Below are 12,879 nucleotides of genomic sequence, written 5' to 3'. Positions count from 1 at the left end.
CATAAACCGACCTAAGTTGGTCCGGTGGAGCAACACAGGACGCGACCTGGGCAGAACGGCTCGCGACGGGACGGGCCGAGGCCGCCCCTGCCCCCGCAGCCGGGGCGGACGGCCACGGGCGCCGGCGGCGGGCGGGAGAACCCTGCCGCGGGCCGGGAGGCCGCTGCTCCCGGGCGGGAGGTCCGTGGCGCTCGGCGGAAGCCACCGGGCACGGGGCGGGAGGCCCCCGCGGCGGAGCGGGGTCCCGCGGCCGGCGAGGGGCGCCGGGCGGGCCCCGCCGGCAAGCGCATGAACGGCTCCCCCGGGGGGCGGGAAACGCCCTCGGCCGGCCGGCGGGAAACGGCCTCCGCCGGTGGACGGCAGGCGGCGGGCGCCTCCGGCGACCGGACCGCCGCCCCGGCCCGCGGACGGGTGACCGGCTCCTCCGCCGCCCGCGGGGCGCCCTCTCCCGGTGGCGGACGAGCCGCCCGTCCCGCCCCGCCCCGCGGAGGCGTACGCCGCCCTCCTGTCCGGCGGCGCCCGGGTCCCCCGGCGGGGCCGTCCGCGCCGGGGGTGCGGCGGATGCCGAACCCGCGGCTGACCGGGCTGGGCGGGGGCCTGTTCTGCGGGGCCGTGATGCTCCTGCTCGGGGGCCTCGACGCGGTGCTGTTCGGGGCGTCCCCGACGGCGTACGGCGTGCTGTTCCTGCCGGTGTGCGTGCTGACCGCGCTGTGGGTGCGCAAGGGAGACCTGCTGACCGCGCCCGTCGTCCTGCCGATCGCCTTCGCCGTGGGGCTGATCCCGGTGGCCGGCGGCGGGAGCGAGTCCGCCGGGGGGCTGATGGGCTTCGTCACGGCGCTGGCCACCCAGGCCGGCTGGCTGTACGGGGGCACCCTCGTCGCGGCCGTGATCGTGCTGGTCCGCAGGATCCGTCCGGGCGTCCGGCGGACGCCGTCCGGCCGGCCCGTCCGCTGACGGCGGGACGGGCCGCGGGACGCGTCGGGTCCCGTACCGGAGCCGGCGGGTCAGCGGAACTTACCGGACCCGGCGGGTCAGCGGGCGGCCGCTCCCGGTCCCTCCGTCGCCGCCCGCATCGCCGCCCCGACGATCCCCGCGTTGTTCTGCAGCTGCGCCGGGACGATCTCCGCCTTGATGCCCTGGAGGTGCGGCAGGAACTTGTGGGCCTTGCGGCTGACGCCGCCGCCGATGATGAACAGCTCCGGCGAGAAGAGCATCTCCACGTGGGCGAGGTACTTCTGCACGCGCTGCGCCCACTGCTCCCACGACAGGTCGTGGTCCTCCTTGGCCTTGCTGGAGGCGCGCTTCTCCGCGTCGTGCCCGTCCAGCTCCAGGTGGCCCAGCTCGCTGTTGGGGACCAGCACGCCGTCGGCGAACACCGCGCTGCCGATGCCCGTGCCGAAGGTCAGCAGGATGACGGTCCCGCGCCGGCCGCGGCCGGCGCCGAACGCCATCTCGGCGACGCCCGCCGCGTCCGCGTCGTTGACCACCGTCACCGGCAGGCCGCCCAGCCGGTCGCCGAGCAGCACGCGCGCGTCGGTGTCGATCCAGCCCTTGTCGACGTTGGCCGCCGTACGGATCATGGCGCCGCCGGTGACGACGCCCGGGAACGTGATGCCCACCGGCCCCGTCCAGCCGAAGTGCCCGACGACCTCCCGGACGCCGTCGGCGACCGCGTCCGGGGTCGCGGGGTGCGGGGTGAGGATCTTGTGGCGCTCCTGCGCCAGGTCGCCCCTGTCCAGGTCCACGGGTGCGCCCTTGATCCCGGATCCGCCGATGTCCACGCCGAAGATCTGCATGGCCCTACGTTACGGCGTGGGACGGACGGTCACGGCCCCCGGGACGGTCACTTCCCGGAATCCTCACCGGTTCCGGCGCCGCCGCGCGCGGCCACCAGCGCCGCCGCCTCCTCGCGCAGGTCGCGGCGCAGCTCCTTGGGCAGGGAGAAGGTGATGGACTCCTCGGCCGCCTTGACGATCTCCACGTCCTCGAAGCCGCGCTGCGCGAGCCACTCCAGGACCTGCTCGACGAGCACCTCGGGAACGGAGGCGCCGGAGGTGACGCCGACCGTGGAGACGCCCTCCAGCCAGGCCTCGTCGATCTCGTCGGCGAAGTCCACCAGGTAGGCGGCCCGCGCGCCCGCCAGCTTGGCGACCTCGACCAGGCGCTTGGAGTTGGAGGAGTTGCGGGAGCCGACCACGATCACCAGGTCCGCCTCGGCACCCATCTGCTTCACGGCCAGCTGGCGGTTCTGCGTGGCGTAGCAGATGTCGTCGCTGGGCGGGGAGATCAGCTGCGGGAACTTCTCCTTCAGCGCGTCGACGGTCTCCATGGTCTCGTCGACGGAGAGGGTGGTCTGGGACAGCCAGACGACCTTCGAGGGGTCGCGGACCTCGACCTTGGCCACGTCGCCGGGGCCGTCGACGAGCTGGATGTGGTCGGGGGCCTCGCCGGAGGTGCCGATGACCTCCTCGTGGCCCTCGTGCCCGATCAGGAGGATGTCGTAGTCCTCGTTGGCGAACCGGACCGCCTCCTTGTGCACCTTGGTGACCAGGGGGCAGGTGGCGTCGATGGTGGCGAGCCGGCCGCGCCGGGCCTCCTCGTGGACGACGGGGGCCACGCCGTGCGCCGAGAACATGACGATGTTGCCCGGCGGCACCTCCTCCGTGCGCTCGACGAAGACGGCGCCCTTCTTCTCCAGGGTCTGCACGACGTACTTGTTGTGGACGATCTCGTGCCGGACGTAGACGGGGGCCCCGTACTGCTCCAGGGCCTTCTCGACGGCGATCACGGCGCGGTCCACACCGGCGCAGTAGCCCCGGGGGGCGGCGAGCAGGACACGGCGGCCAGGCGAAGCGGTCATGGACCCCATCGTAAGGCCGCGTCCGGACGCCCCCGCTCACCGCTGGGGCGATGTCGGCGGTGCCGACTACCCTCGCGGCATGGCTGTGAACACGACTCCCGAAGCACCCCTGCCCGTCGGCGAGGTGTCCCGGCTCATCGGCGGGTGGATCGACCGGCTCGGGGCGGTGTGGGTCGAGGGGCAGATCACGCAGTTGTCGCGGCGGCCCGGCGCCGGGGTCGTGTTCCTCACCCTGCGGGACCCGTCGCACGACGTCTCCGTGAGCGTCACCTGCTACCGGCAGGTGTTCGACGCCGTCGCCGACGTGGTCGGGGAGGGCGCCCGGGTCGTCGTCCTGGCGAAGCCCGAGTGGTACGCGCCGCGCGGGCAGCTCTCCCTGCGGGCCGCCGAGATCCGGCCCGTGGGCGTCGGCGAGCTGCTCGCCCGGCTGGAGCAGCTGAAGAAGGCCCTCGCGCGGGAGGGGCTGTTCGCGCCGGAGCGCAAGAAGCCGCTGCCGTTCCTCCCCCGGCTCGTCGGGCTGGTCTGCGGGCGCGCCTCGGCCGCGGAGCGGGACGTGCTGGAGAACGCCCGGCACCGCTGGCCCGCCGTCCGCTTCGAGGTGCGCAACGTGCCCGTGCAGGGCGTGCACGCCGTGCCGCAGGTCGTGCAGGCCGTGAAGGAGCTCGACGCGCACGACGACGTGGACGTGATCATCGTGGCGCGGGGCGGCGGCAGCGTGGAGGACCTGCTGCCGTTCTCCGACGAGCAGCTCGTCCGCACGGTCGCGGCCTGCCGTACGCCCGTGGTGTCCGCCATCGGGCACGAACCCGACAACCCGCTGCTGGACCACGTGGCCGACCTGCGCGCCTCCACGCCGACGGACGCGGCGAAGAAGGTCGTCCCGGACGTGGGCGAGGAGTACGAGCGGGTGCGGCTGCTGCGGGACCGGGCGCGGCGGTGCGTCCGGGCGCTGGTGGAGCGGGAGGAGCGCGGGCTCGCCCACGCGCTCGCCCGGCCGTCGGTGGAGGACCCGCACCGGATGGTCGACGCGCGGGCCGGCGAGGTGACGGCCCTGCTGGAGCGGGGCCGGCGCAGCCTGCGGCACCAGCTGGACCGGGCCGACTCCGAGCTGACGCACACGCACGCGCGCGTGGTGGCCCTCTCCCCCGCCGCGACCCTGCAGCGCGGGTACGCCGTCCTGCAGCGGTCCGACGGGCAGGCCGTGCGCGCCCCGGACGAGGTGGCGGCCGGGGAGGCGCTGCGCGCGCGGGTCTCCGGGGGCGAGTTCACCGTACGAGTCGACGCATAGGGTGGATGGATGACCAGCAACGTGCAGGAGAGCGCGCAGACCGCGGACCGGGGCGAGGCGCTCGGCTACGAGCAGGCCCGGGACGAGCTGATCGAGGTCGTGCGGCGGCTGGAGGCCGGCGGGACGACGCTCGAGGAGTCCCTGGCGCTGTGGGAGCGGGGCGAGGAGCTGGCCAGGATCTGCCGGCGCCGGCTGGACGGGGCGCGGGCCCGGCTGGACGCGGTCCTGGCCGAGGAGGCCGCGGCGGAGGCGGACGGGGCGGAGGACGCCGGGTAGCGGTCCGGTCCGCCGGAGGCCCGGCGGCCGGGGGCGCCGGGCCCGGATGATCACCGAATGCCTGTGAAGCGGATCACGACGCCCCCGATTTGGTTGAACATTGAACTTCTATGGCGTAGCGTCGGTGCCGTCAGCCGGTCTTCCGGAACCGACGTCGCGAGAAAGTTCACCCATGTCCCTCGTTCTTGACCCCGCCGCCCAGGACCTGCTGTTCCGCGAGGCCCGCACCGCGAACACCTTCACCGACGAGCCGGTGACCGACGAGCAGGTGCAGGCCATCTACGACCTGGTCAAGTACGGGCCGACCGCCTTCAACCAGTCCCCGCTGCGCATCACGCTGGTCCGCTCCCCCGAGGCCCGCGAGCGCCTGGTGAAGCACCTGGCCGAGGGCAACCGGGCCAAGACGGCCGCCGCCCCGCTGGTCGCGATCCTCTCCGCGGACAACGAGTTCCACGAGGAGCTGCCGGAGCTGTTCCCGCACTTCCCGCAGGCCAAGGACGCCTTCTTCGCCGAGCGCCCGGTACGCGAGAACGCCGCCGCGCTGAACGCCGCCCTGCAGGCCGCGTACTTCATCATCGGCGTCCGCGCCGCGGGCCTGGCCGCCGGCCCGATGACCGGCCTCGACTTCGAGGGCGTCCGCAAGGAGTTCCTGGACGACGACCACACCCCGCTGATGGTCGTCAACATCGGCCGTCCCGGCCCGGACGCCTGGCACCCGCGCTCGCCGCGCCTGGCGTACGAGCAGGTCGTCACCACCGTCTGAGCACGGTCCCCGAGCGGGCGCGTCCGTCCCGCGTACGCGCAGCGAGAAGGCCCCCGGCACACCGCCGGGGGCCTTTCGCCGTCCTCGCGCACGTCCTGGCCGGACCGGACGTCACTCCATCCGCAGCGCCCCGGCCATCGCCGTCAGCTCCGCGAACGACGCCGAGCCCGTCACCACCGTGGTCGAGCCCTCGGTGCCCTGGAGCACCAGCGCGTCGTACCGCTCGCCCTCGTAGCGCTTCCACGTGCGGCCGTCGATCCGCTGGGTGGCGTCGGTCTCCCGCGCGCCCTGGGTCGCCTCGTCGACGAAGACGGCGGGCTTCGCGGTGGACTGCTCGACGCCGACGTACTGGCCCTTCGGGCTGTGGAAGCCCAGGTGCCAGGCGTCGAAGTCGTCGCCCCGGAAGCGCACGGAGGTCGCCTTCCAGCTCTGCGGCAGGCCCTCGGGGGCGGCCACCGGGTAGGAGGCGGCGCGGCGGGCGGTGAGCAGTTCGACGCGGTAGTCGACCCGCTTGAGCTCGGGTTCGCTGTCGTCGTGCGGGATGAAGAGGTACATCACTCCCGCCGCGAGCATGATGACGGCCAGGGAGAGGATCATGTCCCGCGCCGACTTCTGGATGCCGTTCTTACCTGCCACGCCCCCTATCGTCGCAGGTCCCCCGTGCGCTCATCCGTGGGGGCCCCTGCTCATTTTGTCTGCCTAACGATAGAGTCGGGCAACAACAACCCTCATCCGGCCGTCGTCGTACAGAAAGGTGCGCTCCGATGACCGAGCATCATCATTTGCCGTCCGAACTGGATGTGCCCTCCGAGGCCCCCGACCGCAACCTCGCGCTGGAGCTGGTGCGGGTGACCGAGGCGGCGGCCATGGCCGCGGGCCGCTGGGTGGGGCGCGGCGACAAGAACGGCGCCGACGGCGCCGCGGTGCGCGCCATGCGGACCCTCGTCTCGACCGTCTCGATGAACGGCGTGGTCGTCATCGGGGAGGGCGAGAAGGACGAGGCCCCGATGCTCTTCAACGGGGAGCGCGTCGGCGACGGGACCGGGCCCGAGGTCGACATCGCCGTCGACCCCATCGACGGCACCACGCTGACCGCCAAGGGCATGCCCAACGCGATCGCCGTCCTCGCGGCCACCGAGCGCGGGGCGATGTTCGACCCGTCCGCCGTCTTCTACATGGACAAGCTGGTCACCGGCCCGGAGGCCGCGGACTTCGTCGACATCGACGCGCCGGTCTCCGTGAACATCCGCCGGGTCGCCAAGGCCAAGCGCTCCACCCCCGAGGACGTCACGGTCGTCATCCTGGACCGGTCGCGCCACGAGGGCATCATCAAGGAGGTCCGCGAGACCGGCGCGCGCATCAAGCTGATCTCCGACGGCGACGTGGCCGGCTCGATCCTGGCGCTGCGCGAGGGCACCGGCATCGACCTGCTGCTCGGCATCGGCGGCACCCCCGAGGGCATCATCTCGGCCTGCGCCGTGAAGTGCCTGGGCGGCATCATCCAGGGCAAGCTGTGGCCAAAGGACGACGCGGAGCGGCAGCGGGCCGTCGACGCCGGGCACGACCTCGACCGGGTGCTCACCACCGACGACCTGGTCTCCGGCGACAACGTCTTCTTCACCGCGACCGGCATCACCGACGGTGAGCTGCTGCGCGGGGTGCGGTACCGGTCCGAGACGGCCACCACCTCGTCGATCGTGATGCGGTCGAAGTCGGGCACGGTGCGGCGGATCGACTCCGAGCACCGGCTGAGCAAGCTGCGGGCGTACAGCGCGATCGACTTCGACCGGGCGAAGTGACTCCGCCGGTCCGGCCGGGGTGACCGGCCGGACCGGGTGCCGCGTCCGCCTGCCGGACGGCGGGCGCGGGTCGTGCGGGACCGTTCGCGCGGCTCGCCGCGCCCCTCGGGGCGTCGGCCCCGGTGGCGTCGGCCCCGGTGGGTGCCGCGCTCGCGGCACGGGAAAAGGGCGTCCCCTGTGCGGAGGGGGCGCCCTTTTCCCGATCGCTCTCAGCCGGCCGCCGCTATGCGGCCGGCGGCCCGGGCCGCCTTCTTCAGCTCCACGTCGCGGCGCCGCCGCCGGGCCAGGACCACGCGGCGCTCGGCGGCGGTCAGGCCGCCCCAGACGCCGTACGGCTCGGGCTGGAGCAGCGCGTGCTCGCGGCACTCGACCATCACCGGACAGCGGGCACAGACGCGCTTGGCCGCCTCCTCGCGGGAGAGCCGGGCGGCGGTGGGTTCCTTGGACGGCGCGAAGAACAGGCCGGCCTCGTCGCGTCGGCACACCGCCTCGGTGTGCCAGGGAGCCTCTTGGTCCCTGTCCCGCGATGGCACCCGCTGGGCCGGAACGGCAGCTACCTGCAGGGACGAATGCGGCGGTTGCAGCACGGTCTACTCCTGACGACGGCTTCGCGAGCGAGAGACGATGCAGCAAGGCTTACCCGCTGTGCGTGTGCCTATGCACTGAGTCCCCGACCGTCGACCGCCCCGGCCGCCTCCCCCGCGTCAGCGGTCCAGGGGTCCGCGCGCGCTCCGGCCGGCCCCGCGCCGCACGCGGTCCAGGATGTCCGCCACGATCCTGCCGCGCCTGGGCCGCGCCTCGACGCTGCCCAGCACCGCCCACCCGTCCACGTAGACCACGGGGGCCTCGGGGTCGGCGGCGTCCAGCAGGTCCACCTCGAAGCTGCCGAGGACGCCGCCGCCCATGCCGCGCAGCGAGACGTTCTCCGGGACGCGGACCTCGACGCTGCCGAAGACCGCGAACGCCTTGATCACCACCTGCTGGTGGTCGAAGAGCGCCTCGCTGAGGTCGATCTCGACGCTGCCGAAGACCGCGTAGGCGTGGATGCGGCGGCCGGTGCGCCAGCGGCCCTTGCGGACGGCCGCGCTGAAGACCGCGACCACGTTGTCGTCGGGGTCGACGGGGATCGCGCCGGCCGTGGGCCGGTACGGGGCCGGCGACGGGGCGGTCCGGGCCCGGTGGGCGGCGGGCAGGTCCCGTATGAAGACCTCCAGTTCGCCGGTCGTCCTGGCGCTCAGCACCCCCTCGACCCGCTCGGCGTGCTCGTCGGCGGTGAGGCGGCCCTCGGCCAGGGCCTCGCGCAGGATGTCGGCGACACGGTCCCGGTCGGCGTCCGAGGCACGCAGGTCGGTGTGCTTGTGAAGGTCCACGGCAGCAGCGTACCGAAACGCGATAGATCGCGACTACCCCTCACTCGGGACAACTGAGGACAACCTCACAGAGGAGCCGTCCGGGGCAGGTCCTACGCTGGTGGGCGCTGCCAATGGAGGCCAGCGGCCGTCTGTCGAGTGAGGAATGGGCGAGATGCCTGAGTTCGCGTACACCGATCTGCTTCCCCTGGGGGAGGACACCACCCCCTACCGGCTGGTGACCTCGGAGGGTGTCTCCACGGTCGAGGGGCCGGACGGGCGGACGTTCCTGAAGGTGGAGCCGGAGGCGCTGCGCAAGCTCGCCGAGGAGGCCGTCCACGACATCCAGCACTACCTGCGGCCCGCGCACCTGGCGCAGCTGCGCCGGATCATCGACGACCCGGAGGCGAGCTCCAACGACAAGTTCGTCGCCCTGGACCTGCTGAAGAACGCGAACATCGCGGCGGCGGGCGTGCTCCCGATGTGCCAGGACACCGGCACGGCGATCGTCATGGGCAAGCGCGGGCAGAACGTGCTGACCGAGGGCCGGGACGAGGAGGCCCTGTCCCGCGGCATCTACGACGCCTACACCCGGCTCAACCTGCGCTACTCGCAGATGGCTCCGCTCACCATGTGGGAGGAGAAGAACACCGGCTCCAACCTCCCCGCCCAGATCGAGCTGTACGCGACCGACGGCGGCGCGTACAAGTTCCTGTTCATGGCGAAGGGCGGCGGCTCGGCCAACAAGTCGTTCCTGTACCAGGAGACCAAGGCCGTCCTGAACGAGGCCTCCATGATGAAGTTCCTGGAGGAGAAGATCCGTTCGCTGGGCACGGCCGCCTGCCCGCCGTACCACCTGGCGATCGTGGTCGGCGGCACGTCCGCGGAGTACGCGCTGAAGACCGCGAAGTACGCCTCCGCGCACTACCTGGACGAGCTCCCCGCCGAGGGGTCGCCGCTCGGCCACGGCTTCCGGGACAAGGAGCTTGAGGAGAAGGTCTTCGAGCTGACGCAGAGGATCGGCATCGGCGCGCAGTTCGGCGGCAAGTACTTCTGCCACGACGTCCGCGTGGTCCGCCTGCCCCGCCACGGCGCCTCCTGCCCGGTGGCCATCGCGGTCTCCTGCTCGGCCGACCGCCAGGCCGTCGCGAAGATCACCGCCGAGGGCGTCTTCCTGGAGCAGCTGGAGACGGACCCGGCGCGGTTCCTCCCCGACACGACGGACGAGCAGCTGGACGAGTCCTCCGACGTCGTGAAGATCGACCTGAACCAGCCGATGGACGCCGTCCTGGCCGAGCTGACGAAGTACCCGGTCAAGACCCGGCTGTCGCTCACCGGCCCGCTCGTCGTCGCCCGCGACATCGCGCACGCCAAGATCAAGGAGCGGCTGGACGCGGGCGAGGAGATGCCGCAGTACCTCAAGGACCACCCGGTGTACTACGCCGGTCCCGCCAAGACCCCCGAGGGCTACGCGTCCGGCTCCTTCGGCCCGACCACGGCCGGCCGCATGGACTCCTACGTCGAGCAGTTCCAGGCGGCGGGCGGCTCGAAGGTGATGCTCGCCAAGGGCAACCGCAGCAAGCAGGTCACCGACGCCTGCGCGGCCCACGGCGGCTTCTACCTCGGCTCCATCGGCGGCCCGGCCGCGCGCCTCGCCCAGGACTGCATCAAGAAGGTCGAGGTCCTGGAGTACGAGGAGCTCGGCATGGAGGCCGTCTGGAAGATCGAGGTCGAGGACTTCCCGGCGTTCATCGTCGTCGACGACAAGGGCAACGACTTCTTCCAGGACCCCGCCCCGGCCCCGACGTTCACCTCGATTCCGGTACGGGGCCCGGGCCTGGCGTAACGCCTCCGGCGTGCGGCGGGGACGGGTCTCGCCCCCGCCGCCCCTACCCGTCCCATCCCCAGGGGCCGCCGCCCCTTCGACCCCGCCCAGGGGGCTCCGCCCCCTGGACCCCCAATCGGCCCGAAGGGCCTCGTCCTCAAACGCCGGACCGGCTGAGTGGTGCCGTCGGACGAACAAGTCGAACGACTTCTTCCAGGCCCCCCCGGCGCCCACGTTCACCAGCATCCCGGTGCGCGGCCCCGGCCTGGGGTAGTGCCTCGGGTGCGGCGGGGACGGGTCCCGTCCCCGCCGCCCCTGCCCGCCCCCTCCCCCCGGGGGCCGCGCGTGCCGCCGGACGGACAGGCCGTACGGCTTCTTCCGGGACCCGGCGCCCGCGCCGGCCGCCACGTCCGTTCCGGTGTGCGGTCCGGGGCCCGCGCGGCCGGGCGGTGACGGGTCACCTCCACGGGGAACAGGGGTCGCGTCGCGGACGCTGTCAGACGTGGAGGTGATCGTCGATGACCGACGAGCAGGACAAGGCGACCGAGTACCGGATCGAGCACGACTCCATGGGCGAGGTGCGCGTCCCGGCGCACGCCAAGTGGCGGGCCCAGACCCAGCGGGCGGTGGAGAACTTCCCCGTCTCCGGGCAGCGCATCGAGCGGGCGCACATCGAGGCGCTGGCCCTGATCAAGGGCGCGGCGGCCAAGGTCAACGCCGAGCTGGGGGTGCTCGACGAGGAGGTCGCCGGCGCGATCCAGGAGGCGGCCCGCGAGGTCGCCTCCGGGATGTGGGACGAGCACTTCCCCGTCGACGTGTTCCAGACCGGGTCCGGCACCTCGTCCAACATGAACACCAACGAGGTCGTCGCCACGCTCGCGAGCGAGCGGCTGGGGCGGGACGTCCACCCCAACGACCACGTCAACGCCTCGCAGTCGTCCAACGACGTCTTCCCCTCGTCGATCCACATCGCGGCCACCGCCGCCGTCACCCGCGACCTGATCCCGGCCCTGGAGCACCTCGCGGCCGCGCTGGAGCGCAAGGCCGGGGAATTCGCCGACGTCGTGAAGTCGGGGCGCACGCACCTGATGGACGCCACGCCCGTGACGCTGGGCCAGGAGTTCGGCGGGTACGCCGCCCAGGTGCGCTACGGCGTCGAGCGGCTGAGGTCCTCGCTGCCCCGGCTCGCCGAGCTGCCCCTGGGCGGCACCGCGGTCGGCACCGGCATCAACACCCCGCCCGGCTTCTCGGCGGCCGTCATCCAGGAGGTCGCCCGCGTCACCGGGCTGCCGCTGACCGAGGCGCGCGACCACTTCGAGGCGCAGGGCGCCCGGGACGGCATCGTCGAGACCAGCGGCCAGCTGCGGACCGTCGCCGTGGGGCTGACGAAGATCGCCAACGACCTGCGGTGGATGTCCTCCGGGCCCCGCACCGGCCTCGCGGAGATCGCGCTCCCCGACCTCCAGCCCGGCTCGTCCATCATGCCCGGCAAGGTCAACCCGGTGATCCCGGAGGCCGTGCTCATGGTCTGCGCGCAGGTCGTCGGCAACGACGCCACCGTGGCCACCGCCGGAGCCGCCGGCAACTTCGAGCTCAACGTCATGCTGCCGGTCATCGCCAAGAACGTGCTGGAGTCGGTCCGGCTGCTGGCGAACGTCTCCCGGCTGCTGGCCGACCGCGCCGTCGACGGCATCACCGCCGACCGCGAACGGGCCCGGGAGTACGCCGAGTCCTCGCCGTCCGTCGTCACCCCGCTCAACAAGTACCTCGGGTACGAGGAGGCCGCGAAGGTCGCCAAGAAGGCGCTGGCCGAGCGGAAGACGATCCGTCAGGTCGTGGTGGAGAACGGCTACGTCGAGCGGGGCGACCTCACCGAGGAGCAGCTCGACGAGGCGCTGGACGTCCTGCGGATGACACGCCCGTGACGGGCGGCGGCGCCGACCCGCCCGGCGCGTGAACCGTGACGCGTGCCGCAGCGTCGTATGTCTGGGACACCTAATATCTGTGCATGGCAGACGGCGGAGCGGTGAGACGCGTGGCGACGGGCGGTGCGGCGGGCTTCTGGGCGCCCGGGACACGGATCCTGTGGCGGTACCGGGAGAACGGCGGAGCGCGCTTCCACATCGCGCGTCCCGTCACCGTCGTCCGGGACGACGCGGACCTGCTCGCCGTGTGGCTGGCGCCCGGCACCGAGTGCGTCAAGCCGGTGCTGGCCGACGGCACGCCCGTGCACCTGGAGCCGCTGGCGACGCGCTACACCAAGCCGCGCGCCGTGCAGCGCGACCGGTGGTTCGGCACGGGCGTGCTGAAGCTGGCCCGGCCCGGCGAGCCGTGGTCGGTGTGGCTGTTCTGGGAGCCGGGCTGGCGGTTCAAGAACTGGTACGTGAACCTGGAGGAGCCGCTGGCCCGCTGGGAGGGCGGCGTCGACTCCGAGGACCACTTCCTGGACATCTCCGTCCACCCGGACCGCAGTTGGCACTGGCGGGACGAGGACGAGTTCGCGCAGGCCCTGCGGGACGGGCTGATGGACGACCGGCAGGCGGAGCGGGTGCGGGCGGCGGGGCGGGCCGCGGTGGAGGTGATCCGCGCCTGGGGACCGCCGTTCTCGCAGGGCTGGCAGCACTGGCGCCCGGACCCGTCCTGGGCGGTACCGTCACTGCCGGAGGACTGGGACCGTACGCCCGCGCGCGTGTCCTCATGAGACTCTTGATGCGCCCCC

Annotated in this window: 13 protein-coding genes; 8 read left to right on the top strand and 5 right to left on the bottom strand. The window is 73.1% G+C overall.

Annotation, left to right across the window (positions count from 1 at the left end; all coding sequences use genetic code 11):
• The first annotated feature begins 561 nt into the window (after positions 1-561).
• Positions 562-954 (top strand): DUF6542 domain-containing protein, encoded by a 393-nt coding sequence (locus ACIF8T_RS19680; RefSeq protein ID WP_400036662.1) that lies wholly within the window; start codon positions 562-564, stop codon positions 952-954.
• A 77-nt stretch (positions 955-1,031) separates the two neighbouring features.
• Here the strand turns inward: ACIF8T_RS19680 and ppgK are convergent, their stop codons facing one another.
• Positions 1,032-1,796, bottom strand: a complete 765-nt coding sequence (ppgK, locus tag ACIF8T_RS19675) for a polyphosphate--glucose phosphotransferase (RefSeq protein ID WP_400036660.1) — start codon at positions 1,794-1,796, stop codon at positions 1,032-1,034.
• Positions 1,797-1,843: 47 nt separating this feature from the next.
• Positions 1,844-2,869: a 4-hydroxy-3-methylbut-2-enyl diphosphate reductase gene (locus ACIF8T_RS19670; protein ID WP_400036658.1), complete on the bottom strand. Its 1,026-nt coding sequence runs from the start codon at positions 2,867-2,869 to the stop codon at positions 1,844-1,846.
• A 70-nt stretch (positions 2,870-2,939) separates the two neighbouring features.
• On the opposite strand from ACIF8T_RS19670, the gene xseA reads away from it, so the two are divergent.
• The 3 genes from xseA to ACIF8T_RS19655 all read left to right on the top strand — a co-directional run bounded on the left by xseA (position 2,940) and on the right by ACIF8T_RS19655 (position 5,187).
• On the top strand, positions 2,940-4,148 hold the full coding sequence (xseA, locus tag ACIF8T_RS19665) for an exodeoxyribonuclease VII large subunit (RefSeq protein ID WP_400036656.1): 1,209 nt from the start codon (positions 2,940-2,942) through the stop codon (positions 4,146-4,148).
• Positions 4,149-4,157: 9 nt separating this feature from the next.
• Positions 4,158-4,424, top strand: a complete 267-nt coding sequence (locus ACIF8T_RS19660) for an exodeoxyribonuclease VII small subunit (RefSeq protein ID WP_400036654.1) — start codon at positions 4,158-4,160, stop codon at positions 4,422-4,424.
• A 172-nt stretch (positions 4,425-4,596) separates the two neighbouring features.
• A complete protein-coding gene (locus tag ACIF8T_RS19655; protein WP_400036652.1) occupies positions 4,597-5,187 on the top strand; it encodes a malonic semialdehyde reductase in 591 nt (196 codons plus the stop codon).
• Positions 5,188-5,298: 111 nt separating this feature from the next.
• Here ACIF8T_RS19655 and ACIF8T_RS19650 read toward each other — a convergent pair whose 3' ends face one another.
• Positions 5,299-5,823 carry a DUF4245 domain-containing protein gene (locus ACIF8T_RS19650; RefSeq protein WP_400036650.1) on the bottom strand — a complete coding sequence of 175 codons (525 nt, stop codon included), beginning with the start codon at positions 5,821-5,823 and terminating at the stop codon, positions 5,299-5,301.
• A 128-nt stretch (positions 5,824-5,951) separates the two neighbouring features.
• On the opposite strand from ACIF8T_RS19650, the gene glpX reads away from it, so the two are divergent.
• Positions 5,952-6,986 (top strand): class II fructose-bisphosphatase, encoded by a 1,035-nt coding sequence (gene glpX / locus ACIF8T_RS19645; protein WP_400036648.1) that lies wholly within the window; start codon positions 5,952-5,954, stop codon positions 6,984-6,986.
• Between the two features lie 209 nt (positions 6,987-7,195).
• Here the strand turns inward: glpX and ACIF8T_RS19640 are convergent, their stop codons facing one another.
• Entirely contained in the window at positions 7,196-7,573 is a 378-nt protein-coding gene (locus ACIF8T_RS19640; protein ID WP_400036646.1) for a WhiB family transcriptional regulator, read from the bottom strand.
• A 117-nt stretch (positions 7,574-7,690) separates the two neighbouring features.
• Positions 7,691-8,356, bottom strand: coding sequence for a DUF1707 domain-containing protein (locus tag ACIF8T_RS19635; protein ID WP_400036644.1), 666 nt, complete (start codon positions 8,354-8,356; stop codon positions 7,691-7,693).
• A gap of 154 nt (positions 8,357-8,510) precedes the next feature.
• Here ACIF8T_RS19635 and ACIF8T_RS19630 point away from each other — a divergent pair, with 154 nt between their 5' ends.
• From ACIF8T_RS19630 to ACIF8T_RS19620, 3 genes are all read left to right on the top strand, one after another.
• On the top strand, positions 8,511-10,181 hold the full coding sequence (locus tag ACIF8T_RS19630) for a fumarate hydratase (RefSeq protein WP_400036642.1): 1,671 nt from the start codon (positions 8,511-8,513) through the stop codon (positions 10,179-10,181).
• 497 nt (positions 10,182-10,678) lie between these two features.
• Positions 10,679-12,085: a class II fumarate hydratase gene (locus ACIF8T_RS19625; protein ID WP_400036640.1), complete on the top strand. Its 1,407-nt coding sequence runs from the start codon at positions 10,679-10,681 to the stop codon at positions 12,083-12,085.
• A gap of 83 nt (positions 12,086-12,168) precedes the next feature.
• The gene (locus ACIF8T_RS19620) at positions 12,169-12,861 is read left to right on the top strand and encodes a DUF402 domain-containing protein (protein WP_400036638.1); all 693 of its coding nucleotides are present in this window, start codon (positions 12,169-12,171) and stop codon (positions 12,859-12,861) included.
• Positions 12,862-12,879 lie beyond the last annotated feature (18 nt).

The sequence above is a fragment of the Streptomyces sp. NPDC085946 genome (assembly GCF_044540485.1).
Taxonomy (GTDB): Bacteria; Actinomycetota; Actinomycetes; order Streptomycetales; family Streptomycetaceae; genus Streptomyces.
This window is presented reverse-complemented; position numbering and strand designations above follow the sequence as displayed.

Excerpts from the sequence above, each read along its gene's own strand:
- ACIF8T_RS19660 (WP_400036654.1), top strand. The coding sequence starts at position 4,158 with ATGACCAGCAACGTGCAGGAGAGCGCGCAGACCGCGGACCGGGGCGAG.
- ppgK (WP_400036660.1), bottom strand. The coding sequence starts at position 1,796 with ATGCAGATCTTCGGCGTGGACATCGGCGGATCCGGGATCAAGGGCGCA.
- ACIF8T_RS19655 (WP_400036652.1), top strand. The coding sequence starts at position 4,597 with ATGTCCCTCGTTCTTGACCCCGCCGCCCAGGACCTGCTGTTCCGCGAG.
- glpX (WP_400036648.1), top strand. The coding sequence starts at position 5,952 with ATGACCGAGCATCATCATTTGCCGTCCGAACTGGATGTGCCCTCCGAG.
- ACIF8T_RS19620 (WP_400036638.1), top strand. The coding sequence starts at position 12,169 with ATGGCAGACGGCGGAGCGGTGAGACGCGTGGCGACGGGCGGTGCGGCG.
- ACIF8T_RS19680 (WP_400036662.1), top strand. The coding sequence starts at position 562 with ATGCCGAACCCGCGGCTGACCGGGCTGGGCGGGGGCCTGTTCTGCGGG.
- ACIF8T_RS19670 (WP_400036658.1), bottom strand. The coding sequence starts at position 2,869 with ATGGGGTCCATGACCGCTTCGCCTGGCCGCCGTGTCCTGCTCGCCGCC.
- xseA (WP_400036656.1), top strand. The coding sequence starts at position 2,940 with ATGGCTGTGAACACGACTCCCGAAGCACCCCTGCCCGTCGGCGAGGTG.
- ACIF8T_RS19625 (WP_400036640.1), top strand. The coding sequence starts at position 10,679 with ATGACCGACGAGCAGGACAAGGCGACCGAGTACCGGATCGAGCACGAC.
- ACIF8T_RS19630 (WP_400036642.1), top strand. The coding sequence starts at position 8,511 with ATGCCTGAGTTCGCGTACACCGATCTGCTTCCCCTGGGGGAGGACACC.